Origin of the sequence: Micromonospora sp. SL1-18 (assembly GCF_047921505.1) — a bacterium.
Lineage (GTDB): Bacteria > Actinomycetota > Actinomycetes > Mycobacteriales > Micromonosporaceae > Micromonospora.
In genome coordinates this window covers 100,281-113,363 of the sequence record NZ_JBLROA010000016.1, presented here as the reverse complement: position 1 = coordinate 113,363, position 13,083 = coordinate 100,281, and the positions used below count along the sequence as shown (strand labels likewise).

Here is a 13,083-nt window from a genome sequence, read left to right as displayed (position 1 = left end):
GCGCGTCAACACCGGGTCGGGCAGGCATCGACCTGGAGTACCGTCGCCGACGAATACCTGACGCCTCACGGCTGCCGTCTCGCGAGCCCGTGGGGCGTCCTCCGGATGGAGGACGAACCGGAGGGGCCGGCAATGGACGGAAAGCTGCAGCAGCACATCTTCGACACGGAGCAGGCGCGCCCGTCCGATCGCTTCGGGTTGTGGCTGGACATGCTTGCCGCCTCGCCCGCGCCGCTGCGGGTACGCAGCGAGCACGCCGACGATTTCGCCGCCCGGGCGGAGTTCATCGAACTGGGGCCGATCCGGCTGGCCCACTACCGCTACCCCTCGGTGGACTGCGTCCGCACCCGGAAGCTCATCCAGCGTTCCGACCCGGACTACTACCTGCTCGCGCTGACCCTCGACGGCATCGGCACCGCCGACCAGGAAGGGCAGCACAGCAGCTGCCGCCCCGGCGACTTCACCTTCTACGACTGCTCCCGCCCGCACCGGGTCACCCACCAGGGCGACAACCACGGGCGGCAGCACGCCAGGTCGGTCGTGGCCTTCATCCCGTACGACGCCGTGCCCCTGCCCTACCGGCGGCTCGCCACGCTGTTCGCCGCCCGGATGTCCGGCGCCGAGGGGATCGGAGCGCTGCTGGCCGACTACCTCGTGAAGCTGACGAGTCATCCGGAGCAGTACCACGCGGCGGACGCGGAGCGGCTGGCCGGGGTCGGGCTGGACCTCGCCGCCACGATGCTCGGCCGGCACCTGGTCTCCGAGGACGCGGTGCCCACCGAGGTACACCGACGCGCGCTGCTGGCCCAGGTGCGCTCGTTCATCCGCCAGCACCTGGGCGACGCGGCGCTGAGCCCTCAGTTCATCGCGGACGCGCACCACATCTCGGTCCGGTCGCTGCACCGGTTCTTCGAGGCGGAGGAGACCACGGTCGCGGCGTACATCCGGGACGAGCGACTGGGACGGTGCCGGCGCGACCTCGCCGACCCCGCCCTGGGGGACCGGCCCATCCAGCTGATCGCCAGCCGCTGGGGGTTCCGGGACAAGGCGCACTTCAGCCGCGCCTTCCGGGCCGCCCACGGCGAGACCCCGAAGGCGTACCGGGTGCGGTGCCTCGAAGCGGCACGCAACGTCAACACTCAGGCATCCGTGGTCAACTCCGAGCGGACATACTGACTGCGGGCCACGGCTGGAAACCAGGTGCGGCTTCTGGTATCGGGGGGCCGTGGCGTGGCGCCCGCGGCGAGTCGGTCGCGGGCGACCGCCCGTACCGACCCCGCCGACCCGAGGGCGGAGCCGGACCCCTGCCATCACCGGCCGGGTGACGCCCACGGCGGACTCCGGCCCCGTCGCGCTCCCCCAAGAATGACGACGGGGCCGGTCACGCCTCCTCCTCCAGCAGCGTCAGGACGGTCTTCTCCACCGCCTCCCGCGGCATCCGCGCCCGCACCGGGGCCACCACCCCGTCGTGGTAGAGGTCCACCACCCGCGGATCCACGTAGGACGTACGCGCCACGGTGGGCGTGTTGCCGAGCAGCTCGGCGACGGAACGCATCACCGCGGCGACCGCCCGCCTGCGGGCGGTCACCGACCGCTGCGTGCCGACGGTCGCCAGCTCGGTGGCGGCCAGCACGGTGGCGTGCCAGGTGCGGAAGTCCTTGGCGGTCATCTCCCCGCCGCTGGCGTAGCGCAGGTAGTCGTTCACCTCGTCGCTGCGGACGTCCCGCCAGGTCCGGCCGTCCCAGTAGCCGAAGAGGCGCTCCTCGGCCCGCCGCCGGCGGCGCAGGTTGGTCAGCACCCGGCACAGCTCGGGGTCCTCGATCCGGCGTACCTGCTCGACGCCGCCCTTCGCCGGAAACTCGAAGACCACACAGCCGCCCCGGGGGCGGGCGTGTTCCGGGCGCAGGGTGGACACACCGAACGTGGGGTCGTCGCCGGTGGCGTACTGGTGGTTGCCGACCCGGAACATGCCCATGTCCAGCAACCGGGCGACGGTGGCGAGGACCCGCTCCCGTCCCAGCCCGCGCAGCGCCAGGTCGCGATCGACCCGGTCGCGCAGCACCGGCAGCCGATGCGCCACCTCCAGCATGTGGTCGAACTTGGCCTCGTCCCGCTTCTGGCGCCACTGCGGGTGGTAGAGGTACTGCTTGCGCCCGGCCGCGTCGATGCCGGTGGCCTGGATGTGCCCGTTCGGGTACGGCGAGATCCAGACGCCCTGCCAGGCCGGCGGGATGACGAGTTCGCGCAGTCGGACCCGTTCGTCGACGTCGCGTACCGGCTCGCCCAACGGATCGACGAAGAGCCAGCCCTTCCCGCGCCGCCGGCGTCCGTACCCCGGCCCGCCCGGATCGCTACGCCGCAACCGCACCGGAGCCCCGCACCGTCCATTCCACGTCGTCCACGGCGGCCAGCACCTCGTCGACCCCGATGGCCGCCAGCGTCGGGTGGATTCCTTCCCCGCCGGAACCGTGCCGGTGCCGGTCGGACTCCGCCCGTCGCGTGACGCCGAGCACGCGGTGCCGGGGCCGGTCCGCCGGCGGCCCCCAGCGGGCCGGCGGCTCCGGGCCGAAGAGCACCACCGATGGGGTGCCGTATCCGGTGGCCAGGTGGGCCACCCCGGTGTCCCCGCTGACCACCAGCCGGGCGTCGGCGACCAGCGCGGCCAGCTCGGCCAGGTCGGTCCGACCGGCGAGTACGCCGTCCGGCGGCAGGCCGGCGCCTCGGGCCACCCGGCATGCGAGGTCTCGTTCGTCGGCGGAGCCGGTAAGCACCACCCGGTGCCCCCGCCCGGTCAACGTCCGGGCGAGCGCCGCGAACCGTTCCGCCGGCCAGCGCTTCGCGGGGATCTTGCTCCCCGGGTGCAGCACGGTGGCGGCGGCCGGGTGCCCGGGCATCGGTGGGCGGCGCAGCGCCAGGTCGGCCGGGTCGGCCGGCAGGTCGTACCAGTGCAGCAGCCGGCACCAGCGGCGGACCTCGTGCTCGTCGTCGTGCTCGTCGTCGTGCCACGCCGGGCCGCCGGCGTGCCCGGCGACGGCGTTGGCGAAGGCGAGCAGCCGGCCGGGCCGCGTGGCGGCGAGCATCCGGTGCGACCGTGGCCCTTGCCCGTGCAGGTTGACCGCCACCTCGGGCGGTGGAATCGACCAGGACGGCCGGTCGGCCAGCCCGTCGGTGGGCAGCACCCGGTCGACCACGCCGACCAGGTCGGCCAGTGGCGCCAGCCAGGCCGGCGCGGCCAGCACCAGCTCCCGGCCGGGGAGGCCGGCCCGCAGGCCACGCAGCGCCGGCACGGCCGCCGCCAGATCGCCGACGCCGAGCGCCCGCAGCACCAGGATCACGGGTACGACGACTCCTGCTCGGCGCAGACCACCATCTCGCGTACTGCGCAGCCGGGCGGCTGGGAGAGGGCGAACATGACCGCGGCGGCGGTGTCGGCGGGTTCGTTGAGCACGGCGTCCGGGCCGGGTTGGTACCGCTCGTCCCGGGTGTCGAAGAAGGCGGTACGCATGCCGCCGGGGACCAGCAGGGTGACGCCGACCGCGCCGGCCAGCTCGGCGGCGAGCGCCCGGGTGAAGCCGACCACCCCGAACTTCGCCGCGCAGTACGCGGTGGCGTCGCTGACCGCCTTGACTCCCAGGGTGGAAGCGATGGTGACGATGTTCCCCCGGGACGCCTCCAGGAACGGCAGCGCGGCCCGGATCACCGCGGCCGTGGCGAGCAGGTCGACCATGACGACCTGCTCCCAGGTCTCGCCCGGCACGTCGGCCAGCTTTCCCGGCATGTCCAGGCCGGCGGCGGTGACGACCGCGTCCAGGCCGCCGGAGCGTTCCGCCAGGTCCCTGGTGGCCGTCTCGGCGGCCCGGGTGTCCGCCAGGTCGCACTCGATCCAGGGCACCCCGTCGCCGGGTCGCTGCCGGTCCAGCACAAGGGGGCGACCGCCGGCGCGGGCCACCGCGGCGACGACCGCCGCCCCCAGCCCGCTCGATCCGCCGGTGACCAGGACGGTGGGGCCGGACCCGAGTGGACTGCCGCTCCGATGATTCGCTCGCTGACGCTTGCTCATGCCACCCCCTCTCTCCGCTCGGCGCCGGCATGAGGCACCACGGCACTGCACCGATGATTCGCTCGCTGACGCTTGCTCATGCCACCCCCTCGCTCCGCTCGGCGCCGGCATGAGGCACCACGGCACTGCACCGATGATTCGCTCGCTGACGCTCGCTCATCGCGCTCCCTCCGCCGTGGGCCGGCTGGCCGCCGTCCGGTGGGGCGTCGCCGCCGGCTCCGGGCTGGGCCAGATGCCGGAGCCGCGCCCGGACCGGGCCGCCGCGATCATGTCCGTGGTGGACCGGCCGTCCAGGTACGGCACGACCACCGTGTGGCCACCCCAGCGGGCCAGGATGTCCGCCTCGGGGAGGGTCTGCTCGCCGCCGCCGGTGACGTAGTCGCCGCCCTTGACCCAGATGTCCGGGCGCAGCCAGGACAGCGCCGCGTGCGGGGTGGACTCCTCGAAGATCAGCACGGCGTCCACGCAGCTCAGTGCGGCGAGCAGCCGGCAGCGGTCGCCCTGCGGCACGACCGGTCGCTCCGGTCCCTTCAGCCCGGCCACGCTGGCGTCGGAGTTGAGGCAGACGACGAGGCAGTCGCCGAGCTGGCGGGCCGCCTGAAGGGTCGCCACGTGCCCGGCGTGCAGCAGGTCGAAACAGCCGCCGGTGGCGACGACCGTGCCGCCGGCGGCGCGTACCTCGGCGACCAGGGCGCCGGCGGCGGCCGCCCCGATCCGCTCCCCGCCACCGTTGACCGCCGGCGGCAAGGCGGCCCGGACCGGGGCGGGCAGCGCGGCGGCCACTCCCCCGCCGGCCACGTACGCCGACGCCTCGACGACCGCTTCCTGCACCGCCTCGGAGACCAGCGCGCCCCGGGCCAGTGCGAGGGTGGCCGCCGCGGCGAACCGGTCCCCGGCCCCACAGGTGTCCCCCTCGGCGCTGGCCGGGGCGGGCACCACCAGCGGGGTGGAGCCGGCGTGGCAGAGCAGTGCGCCGTCCCCGCCCAGGGTCACCGCCACCGCGCCGGCCCGCCAGCGCTCGCGCAGCGCCTGGGCGCTTCGCGACGCGGTGACCAGCCGGGACTCGCCCGGTCGTACCTTGGCCAGCTCGCGAGCCTCGGGCTCGTTCGGGGTGGCGAGGTGCACCCCAGGCACCGCGGCCGGGCCGCGCGGGTGCGGATCCCAGACCACCGGCGCGCGGGTGGCGGCGAGCGCGGCCCGCAACGCCGGCAGCTGGGCCAGGCCCCGGCCGTAGTCGCTGACCAGCACCGCGGAGGCGTTGCTGAGCAGGCGCAGCACGGCCTCGCTCGGCTCGCCGGGCGGGCTGGCCGGCCCGCCCCGGTCGTGGCGCAGCAGCACCCGCCCCCGCGCCCGCAGCCGGACCTTCTCCGGCGTGGCCCCGGCCAGCGGCAGCGCGTACAGCTGCACGCCGGCGGCGGCGAGCAGCGTGCCGAGCCGGGCCCCGCCCGCGTCGTCGGCGATCGCGGTGACCAGCGCGACCTCGGCGCCCCCGGCGGCGGCGAAGACGGCGGCCAGGCCTGCGCCGCCCGGCCGATCGGCGTACGTGGACTCGTCGAGCACCGGCCCTGGGGAGTCCGGGCAGAGCCGGTTCACCACGCCCTCGACGTCCCGGTCCAGCAGGGTGTCGCCGAGCACCACCACGGGTCCCGTCACGCTCGACCTCCTCATCCCGGCTGCACCTCCCGGCCGGCACCGTCGCCGAGCACCACCTCGACGCCGGTACGCACCGGACCGGCCGGCGCCGGTTCCGCCGCTGGCGTGGTGAGCGCGACCGGCAGGGCCCGCTCGACGTACTCGCAGAGCACGTGGATGGCGACCAGGTGCAGTTCCTGCGCCACCTGGCCCTCGGGCGAATCGATGGCGAGCGTCTCGTGGCAGGCGTCGGCGAGCGGGTTGGGGGTCGGGCCGGTCAGGGCCCAGCAGCGCAGGCCGTGCTCGCGTCCGGCGCGGGCGGCGGCGAGCAGGTTGCCGCTGGCGCCGCTGGTGGAGAGCAGCAGGAGGATGTCGTCGGGGCGGCCGTGGGCGCGGACCTGGCGGGCGAAGACCTCCGGGAAGCCGTAGTCGTTGCCGATGGCGGTCAGCGCGGAGGTCTCGGCGTGCAGCGCGATCGCGGACAGCGGCGCCCGGTCGTCGCGCAGCTTGCCGACCAGTTCGGCGGTGAGGTGCTGGGCCTCGGCGGCGCTGCCGCCGTTGCCGGCCACCAGCAGTCGCCCACCGGCGGCCAGCCGGTGCGCCAGCTCCCCGCCCCAGCGGGCCAGCAGCTGCTCCGACCCGCGCAGCGGCAGCAGGGCGGCGGCCAGCTGGGTCAGGTGGTCCTCCAGCACCGTCCCGCCGACGGCCGGCCCGAGCGTCGCCGCCGACGGCCGGCTGCCGCTGGAGTCCGGCGCCGCCGCCGACGGCCGGCTGCCGCTGGAGTCCGGCGCCGCCATCAGGCGACCACCCGGGTGGGCCGGCGCACGGCGGCCACCTCGCCGTACACCGCGGCGAGCCGCTCCGCCGTGGTCGACCAGGAGTAGTGGGTGCGGGTCCGCTCCAACGCCGCCGTGGCGTACGCGAAGCGGCGGATCCGCTCGGCGAACAGCCGGCGGATCGCGGCGCCGAGCGCCACCGGGTCCCGGGCGGGCACCAGGTCACCGGTCCGCCCGGGCACCACCGTGTCGATCAGGCCGCCGACCGCGGTGCCGATCACCGGTACGCCGCACGCCATCGCCTCCAACGGGGTGAGCCCGAACGGCTCGTACCAGGGCGCGGCCACCAGCACGTCCGCCGAGCGGTACCAGCGACCCATCTCCTCGCGGGGCACCGCGCCGATCAGCTTGACCCGGTCGGCGACCCCGCAGGACTCGGCGAGCGCCCGCAGCCGCAGCGCGTACGCGTCGGTCTCCAGCAACCCGGCCGGTGGCCCGCCCACCACCACACACTCGGCCCCGGGCACCAGCGCGGTGGCCCGGACGACGTCCTGGAAACCCTTGCGTTCCACCAGCCGCCCGACGGTGAGGATGCGCTGCCGGGTGCCGTCGCGCTCGGCGACCGGGCCGAGCGGGGCGAAGGTGCTCAGGTTCACCCCGGACGGGACGACGGTGATCCGGGAGCGGGGCACCCCCAGCCGGACCAGCTCGGCGACCTCGTCCTGGCACTGGGCGACCACCCGGTCGACCGAACGGCCCAGCTCCCGCTCGTGCCCGATCCGGCCCGGCGGGCTGGTGTCCTGGGTGCCCTGGTGGCGCCGCTTGACCGTGCCGAGCGCGTGGTACGTCTGCACCACCGGCACCCCGGTCCGCCGGCCGGCGGCGAGGGCGGCGATGCCGCTCATCCAGAAGTGCCCGTGTACCACGTCGGGCTGCCAGTCGCCGGCCCGCCACCGCTCGGCGAGCCACTCCCCGAACGCGGGCATGTACGGCAGCAGGTCGTCCTTGGCGACCGGCTCGGCCGGCCCGGCGGGCACGTGCACCACGGCGTAGCCGTCCGGGGCGCGCACCTTCACCGGCATGTCCACGGCGTCGCGCCGGGTGTACACGCGGACGTCGTGACCGGCGGCCGCGAGCGCGGCGGAGAGCTCCGCGACATGCGTGTTCTGGCCGCCGGCGTCCTCGCCGCCGAGGACGGCGAGCGGACTGGCGTGCTCCGAGATCATCGCGATGCGCATACTTCCTCCTCCAGCAGCCGGTCCCAGTCGGCGAGGAAACGCTCCAGGCCGTAGCGGTCCCGGGCCGCGGCCCGGGCGACGGCGCCCGCCCGGCGGGCCGCCGCCGGGTCGTCGACGAGGCCACGGGCCGCGTCCAGCAGCACGTCGACCCGGGTGGAGAGGGCACCGGCGGACGGCGGTACCGCCTCCACGGCCTCGGTGGTGGCCAGCGCCACCACGGGCATGCCGATGGTCATCGCCTCGATCAGGCTCAGCCCGAGCGAGGTCCACCGGCACAGGTGCAGGTACGCCCGCCGCCGGGCCAGCTCGGCGTGCATGGCGTGCTGCGGCACGTCGTCGTGGCTGGTCAGCCGCTCCGGCGGCAGCCCGAGCCGGTCGGCCAGTCCGGCCACCCCCATGCCGTAGACGTCCAGTGGGGCGATCTCGGCGAAGCGGGTCAGCAGGTCGGTGCCGGTGACCCGCCAGCGGCGTACCGGCTCGTTGATGACGACGGCGAGCCGGTCCAGCTCGCCGGTCCACTCGACGGCCGGGGCGACCACCCCGTGTTCGACCACAGCGGTGCGGGTCTGGCCGTTGTCCCAGCACAGCTCGTTGAATCCGGTGACGTGGGTGAGCAGCAGGTCGTCCCGGTCGGCCATCGGGTGCCGGGTGTTCGGCACGTCACCCTTCGGGGTGTTGTGCTCGACGTAGATCGCCGGCACGTCGCGGCCCACCCGGCGGCCCAGCCATTCGCAGGCCAGGTCGAACTCCTCGGGGCGCTGCAGCAGCACCACGTCCACCTCGGCCCGGCGCAGCTCCGCTGGGGTCACCTCGACGGCGTTTTCCGGCCACGGGTAGGTGCGCGCCCGGCCGAGGCCGTACGGGCCCCGGTCCGGCGTGACCGGCACCAGGTAGTGGTGCTTGCCGTGCACGAACGACGTGGTCCAGGAACCGTGCACGTGCCAGACCAGTACATTCATCGCACCACCCCGCCGGCGGGTACGGCCGGCCCCGCGGCCAGGGGCTCCGGTGCGTCGGCGGGTACGCCGAGCAGCCGCAACGCCTCCAGCACCCGGCCCGGCTCGACGGCCGAGAGGCAGGGGTGGCCGGGCACCGGGCAGCGGGTGGCCCGGGTGCCCCGGCAGGCCGCCCCCGCGTCGCCGAGCCGGACGACCGGCACCCGGTACGGCCCCCACTGCCCGAACGGGACGGTGGGGGCGAACAGGCTGACCACCGGCACCCCGAGCGCGGCGGCCAGGTGCGCCGGCCCGGTGTTGCCGACCACCAGCGCGCCGGCCCGGGCGATCACCGCGGCGAGTTCGCCGAGCCCGGTGCACCCGCCCAGGTCGAGGCCGCCGGCGGCGGCGACCCGAGCGGTCAGCTCCCGTTCGTCCGGGCCGCCGGTCACCACCACCCGGTGGCCGGCGGCGCTGAGCACCCGGACGATCCTGGTGGCCAGCTCGGGCGGGCAGGCCCGGGTCTCCACCGAGGAACCCGGGTGCAGCACGACGTAGCCCGGCTCGCCGAGCCCGGCCGGGGCGGGCGGCAACCGGTCGACGCGCAGCCGCAGGCCCGGCTCGTCGTCGGCGGGCAGCGCGTAGCCGGCCGCCGCGGCGAGCGAGAGCGCCCGCTCCGGTTCCGGCACCCCGACCGGTACGCGGTGCCGGACGTCGAGCAGGGAGCCCGGGTAGTCGTCGCTGATCGCGCTGATCCGGGGTATCCCGGCCATCCGCAGCAGCAGCGCGAGGGGCAACGCCGACTGGTGGAACGACGTGAAGATCACCGCCTCCTCCGCCCCGAGCGCGGCGAGCCGGGCGGTGAGCCGGCGCAGGTCCGCCGGATCGACCGCGCCGGCCGGGGCATCGATCCACGGCAGCGGCCACTCGATGATCTCGTCCACGCCGGGCAGCATCTCGGCGGCGGCCCGGCCGCGTGGCCCGCAGAGCAACACCACCCGCTGGGCGCCGGCGGCGATCGCCCGGATGCCGGGGCCGGTGACCAGCACGTCCCCGGCGGCGTCGCTGCGCGCCACCAGCACCGTGCCGCGCCGGGGCGCGGCGGCGGGCGCGGCCACCAGCCGGATCCGGTGCAGGATCTCCGTGACCGCGCCCGGCAGGTCGCCGACGACCGTGGGCGCGGCGGCCGCCTCCGCCGGCCGGGTGGCCGGGGTGGGCACCAGGATGCCGGTGGCGCCGGCCGCGGCGGCGGCGATCATGTCGGTGCCGATGTCGCCGACCAGCACGCACCGGGTCGGTGTGGTGCCCAGCGCCCGGGCAGCGGCGTGCACCAGGCCCGGAGCCGGCTTGCGGCAGGCGCAGCCGTCCGGCTCGCCGTGCGGGCAGATCTGCCAGCTGTCGAACGGCCCGAGCAGCTCCTCCACCCGGGCGTTGACCCGGCGCAGTTCGTCGACGGTGAAGTAGCCCCGGGCCAGGCCGGACTGGTTGCTGACCACCGCCAGGCGCAGGCCGGCCGCGCGCAGCCGGTCCAGGGCCTCCCGCGCGCCGGGCACCGCGCGGACCTTCTCCGGGTCGCCGTTGTAGGGCACGTCCTCGATCAGCGTGCCGTCGCGGTCCAGCAGCACCGCGTCGTACAGGCCGGACGGGAACCGGTCAGCAGCCGGGTCAACCCGGGCTGACCTGCACTGATCCCGCTCGTGGTCCCGTCGCACGGGCGGCGGGTTCCCGACCCCCCGAGGAGTAAACATCAACTCCGGCGCAGCCGCCGCCCGTGCCGCCCGGCCGGCTGCTGTCCCCGCCGCGCCCGGCCCGGTCCCGCGATACCCGCCGCCCCCGAGAAGCTAACCCATGGGGGCTGTCGCCGCAGGCCGCCTCCATGGTGCTGACCGGACGTCTGTGCGGAACTGACAGCGACGACTGGCTACCCTCTCAGGTGAACCTGTCGGCCGACCGAGGATGTCCGTGATGATCGAACCCGTGCAGTTGCCCTCTCCGTGGCGCGACGCACGCCTGACCGTCGTCGTTCCGACCTACAACGAGGCGGGCAACCTTCCTGCGCTGGTCGAGCGGCTCCTCGCCCTGCCGCTGCCCGGGCTGAAGGTGCTCGTCGCCGACGACAACTCTCCGGACGGCACCGGCGAGGTGGCCGACAAGCTGGCCATCGAGCACCCGGACCGGGTGCTGGTGGCGCACCGCCCGGGCAAGGAGGGACTCGGCCGGGCGTACGTGGACGGGATCGGCCGGGCGCTCGACGACGGCGCGGAATTCGTGGCGCAGATGGACGCGGACCTGTCCCACCCGCCGGCGGCGCTGCCCGGCATGCTCGGCGCGCTGCTCGCCACCCAGGCCAGCGTGGTCATCGGCTCACGCTACGTGCCCGGCGGCGAGCTGGACGAGAGCTGGCCGCTGTACCGGCGCGCGCTCAGCGGCTGGGCCAACCTCTACGTGCACACCCTGCTGCGGGTGCGGATCCGGGACCTCACCGCCGGCTTCAAGATCTGGCGGGCGGACGCGCTGCGCGACATCGGGCTGGACCGCGTGCAGTCCAACGGCTACAGCTTCCAGGTGGAGATGCACTACCTCGCCACCAAGCTGGGGCACACCATCCTGGAGGTGCCGATCCGCTTCGAGGAGCGCCGTGAGGGCGTTTCGAAGATGACCACAGCCACCAAGATCGAGAGTGCGCTGATGCCGTTCAAGCTGCGTAGCCGGCACCGCAAACTGGAGCGCTGAGCGGCAGTCGACCGCCAGCTCACGCTGCGCGGGCACCGAGCGGGGCGAGGATCAGCGGTAGACCGCCCGGTGGGCGGCGCCGATCGCGCTCGCGTACAGGCCGCCGGTGACCGTACGGTCCCGGGCCAGGGCGGCCCGCGCGGCGTTCGCGCCGGGGGCGCCGTGCACCCCGCCGCCCGGGTGCGCCGACGAGCTGGCCAGGAAGAGCCGGTCCACCGGGGTGTCCGCCCGTCCGAGGCCGGGGATCGGCCGCAGGAAGAGCTGCTGGTACGCGGCCGAGGTGCCGCCGCCGACCGCGCCGCCGACCAGGCTCGGGTCGCCCGCCTCCAGGTCGGCCGGGCCGGCCACGTGTCGCCCGACGATCAGCGAGCGGAAGCCCGGGGCGGCCTCCTCCAGCACCTCCTCCATCCGCTCCAGGTGGGTGGCGATCTCCTCGGCCCGCCAGTGCCGCCGGAACGGCAGGTGGGTGTACGACCAGAGCGACTCGGTGCCCGCCGGCGAGTGGCTCGGGTCGGCCACCGACATCTGCCCCACCAGCAGGAACGGGTCCCGGGGCACCTCCCGCCGGGCCAGCGCCGCCGAGTACGTGGTGAGGCCGTTCAGGTCGGCGCCGAGGTGCACGGTGCCGGCACCCGCCACGGCCGGGTTCTTCCACGGCACCGGCGCGGACAGCGCCCAGTCCACCTTCAGCGTGGAGCCGTCCCAGCGGAAGTGGGCCAGATCCTCGACCAGCCGGGGCGGCAGCGCCGCGGCACCGACCAGGTCCAGGTAGAGCGCCGGGGCGGGCACGTCGGCCAGCACCGCCCGGCGGGCCCGCCAGGCGGCGCCGCCGGCGGTGCGCACCCCCATCGCCCGGCCCCGGGCGATGAGCACCCGATCGACCCGGGCGCCGTAGTCGATCCGGCCGCCCCGCTCGACCAGCCGGGCCACCAGCGCGTCGGTGATCTTCTGGGCGCCGCCGACCGGCACCGGCCAGCCGACCTGCTGGCCGAGCATGACGAGCAGCCACCCGTACACCCCGGAACCGGCCTCCTCGGGGGACAGGTCGGTGTGCAGCGCGCAGCCGGCGAGCAGCGCCGGGCCGCCCTCGCCGGCGAACAGCTCGTCGCCGAGCTTGCGCACCGGCAGCACCAACCGGCGGCCCAGCCGCAACGCGCCGGACACGCGCAGCCGGCGTAGCAGGCTCAGCCCGCCGCGGATCGGCGGGAAGGGGGTGGTGATGGCATCGAGCATCGGTTCGGCCACCTGGCCCCAGTCGGCGTACGCCTGCCGCCAGCCGTCCCCGTCGGCGGGGGCGAACGCCGCCAGCGAGGCCGCGGTGGCGTCCGGGTCCCGGTTCACCACCGCCGCCCGTCCGTCGGGAAACAGGTGGGCCAGCACGTCCGGGGCGTGTGTCCAGGCCAGCCCGTACCGGTCGAGGCCGAGCCCGCGCAGCACCGGTGAGGCGTACCCGAGGGGGTAGAAGGAGCTGTAGAGATCGCTGAGATAGCCGGGGGCGGTGACCTCGGCGGACCGGATCGCCCCGCCGGGCGCCTGGGTGGCCTCCAGCACGAGGACCTCCCAGCCCGCGTCGGCCAACAGGTTCGCGGCCACCAGCCCGTTGTGGCCGGCGCCGACCACGACGGCGTCCGCCGTGCCGGTGGGATTCACCGGATCCGCCTACCCGGCTGGTTACCGGACGAAACGCGTTTGGCTTGCCCGGGCCGGGG

General features: G+C 75.6%; 11 protein-coding genes. 2 read left to right on the top strand and 9 right to left on the bottom strand.

What is annotated here, in order from left to right:
* Positions 1-105 precede the first annotated feature (105 nt).
* Positions 106-1,176 (top strand): helix-turn-helix domain-containing protein, encoded by a 1,071-nt coding sequence (locus tag ACNAW0_RS10885; RefSeq protein WP_416287637.1) that lies wholly within the window; start codon positions 106-108, stop codon positions 1,174-1,176.
* Between the two features lie 205 nt (positions 1,177-1,381).
* On the opposite strand, the gene ACNAW0_RS10880 is transcribed toward ACNAW0_RS10885, so the two are convergent.
* The 8 genes from ACNAW0_RS10880 to ACNAW0_RS10845 all read right to left on the bottom strand — a co-directional run bounded on the left by ACNAW0_RS10880 (position 1,382) and on the right by ACNAW0_RS10845 (position 10,353).
* Complete coding sequence (locus ACNAW0_RS10880; RefSeq protein WP_416287629.1) at positions 1,382-2,368, bottom strand: DNA topoisomerase IB; 987 nt, start codon at positions 2,366-2,368, stop codon at positions 1,382-1,384.
* Positions 2,352-3,335, bottom strand: a complete 984-nt coding sequence (locus ACNAW0_RS10875; protein ID WP_416287628.1) for a glycosyltransferase family 9 protein — start codon at positions 3,333-3,335, stop codon at positions 2,352-2,354. Before ACNAW0_RS10875 ends, ACNAW0_RS10880 begins: the two co-directional genes overlap by 17 nt.
* Positions 3,332-4,060 carry an SDR family oxidoreductase gene (locus ACNAW0_RS10870; protein WP_416287627.1) on the bottom strand — a complete coding sequence of 243 codons (729 nt, stop codon included), beginning with the start codon at positions 4,058-4,060 and terminating at the stop codon, positions 3,332-3,334. The genes ACNAW0_RS10875 and ACNAW0_RS10870 overlap by 4 nt, the downstream gene beginning before the upstream one ends.
* 156 nt (positions 4,061-4,216) lie before the next feature.
* Entirely contained in the window at positions 4,217-5,713 is a 1,497-nt protein-coding gene (locus ACNAW0_RS10865; RefSeq protein WP_416287626.1) for a PfkB family carbohydrate kinase, read from the bottom strand.
* Between the two features lie 11 nt (positions 5,714-5,724).
* Positions 5,725-6,489: a D-sedoheptulose-7-phosphate isomerase gene (locus tag ACNAW0_RS10860; RefSeq protein ID WP_416287624.1), complete on the bottom strand. Its 765-nt coding sequence runs from the start codon at positions 6,487-6,489 to the stop codon at positions 5,725-5,727.
* A complete protein-coding gene (locus tag ACNAW0_RS10855; protein WP_416287623.1) occupies positions 6,489-7,706 on the bottom strand; it encodes a glycosyltransferase in 1,218 nt (405 codons plus the stop codon). The genes ACNAW0_RS10860 and ACNAW0_RS10855 overlap by 1 nt, the downstream gene beginning before the upstream one ends.
* Positions 7,691-8,665, bottom strand: a complete 975-nt coding sequence (locus tag ACNAW0_RS10850) for a glycosyltransferase (RefSeq protein ID WP_416287622.1) — start codon at positions 8,663-8,665, stop codon at positions 7,691-7,693. Before ACNAW0_RS10850 ends, ACNAW0_RS10855 begins: the two co-directional genes overlap by 16 nt.
* Positions 8,662-10,353 carry an HAD-IIIA family hydrolase gene (locus ACNAW0_RS10845; RefSeq protein WP_416287621.1) on the bottom strand — a complete coding sequence of 564 codons (1,692 nt, stop codon included), beginning with the start codon at positions 10,351-10,353 and terminating at the stop codon, positions 8,662-8,664. Before ACNAW0_RS10845 ends, ACNAW0_RS10850 begins: the two co-directional genes overlap by 4 nt.
* Positions 10,354-10,606: 253 nt before the next feature.
* Between ACNAW0_RS10845 and ACNAW0_RS10840 the strand changes: the two genes are divergently transcribed.
* On the top strand, positions 10,607-11,374 hold the full coding sequence (locus tag ACNAW0_RS10840; RefSeq protein ID WP_416287620.1) for a polyprenol monophosphomannose synthase: 768 nt from the start codon (positions 10,607-10,609) through the stop codon (positions 11,372-11,374).
* Positions 11,375-11,425: 51 nt separating this feature from the next.
* On the opposite strand, the gene ACNAW0_RS10835 is transcribed toward ACNAW0_RS10840, so the two are convergent.
* On the bottom strand, positions 11,426-13,024 hold the full coding sequence (locus ACNAW0_RS10835) for a phytoene desaturase family protein (RefSeq protein ID WP_416287619.1): 1,599 nt from the start codon (positions 13,022-13,024) through the stop codon (positions 11,426-11,428).
* Between the last annotated feature and the right edge of the window lie 59 nt (positions 13,025-13,083).

Coding starts and splice junctions, on each gene's coding strand:
- ACNAW0_RS10855 (WP_416287623.1), bottom strand. CDS start 7,706: ATGCGCATCGCGATGATCTCGGAGCACGCCAGTCCGCTCGCCGTCCTC.
- ACNAW0_RS10870 (WP_416287627.1), bottom strand. CDS start 4,060: ATGAGCAAGCGTCAGCGAGCGAATCATCGGAGCGGCAGTCCACTCGGG.
- ACNAW0_RS10885 (WP_416287637.1), top strand. CDS start 106: ATGGAGGACGAACCGGAGGGGCCGGCAATGGACGGAAAGCTGCAGCAG.
- ACNAW0_RS10850 (WP_416287622.1), bottom strand. CDS start 8,665: ATGAATGTACTGGTCTGGCACGTGCACGGTTCCTGGACCACGTCGTTC.
- ACNAW0_RS10840 (WP_416287620.1), top strand. CDS start 10,607: ATGATCGAACCCGTGCAGTTGCCCTCTCCGTGGCGCGACGCACGCCTG.
- ACNAW0_RS10860 (WP_416287624.1), bottom strand. CDS start 6,489: ATGGCGGCGCCGGACTCCAGCGGCAGCCGGCCGTCGGCGGCGGCGCCG.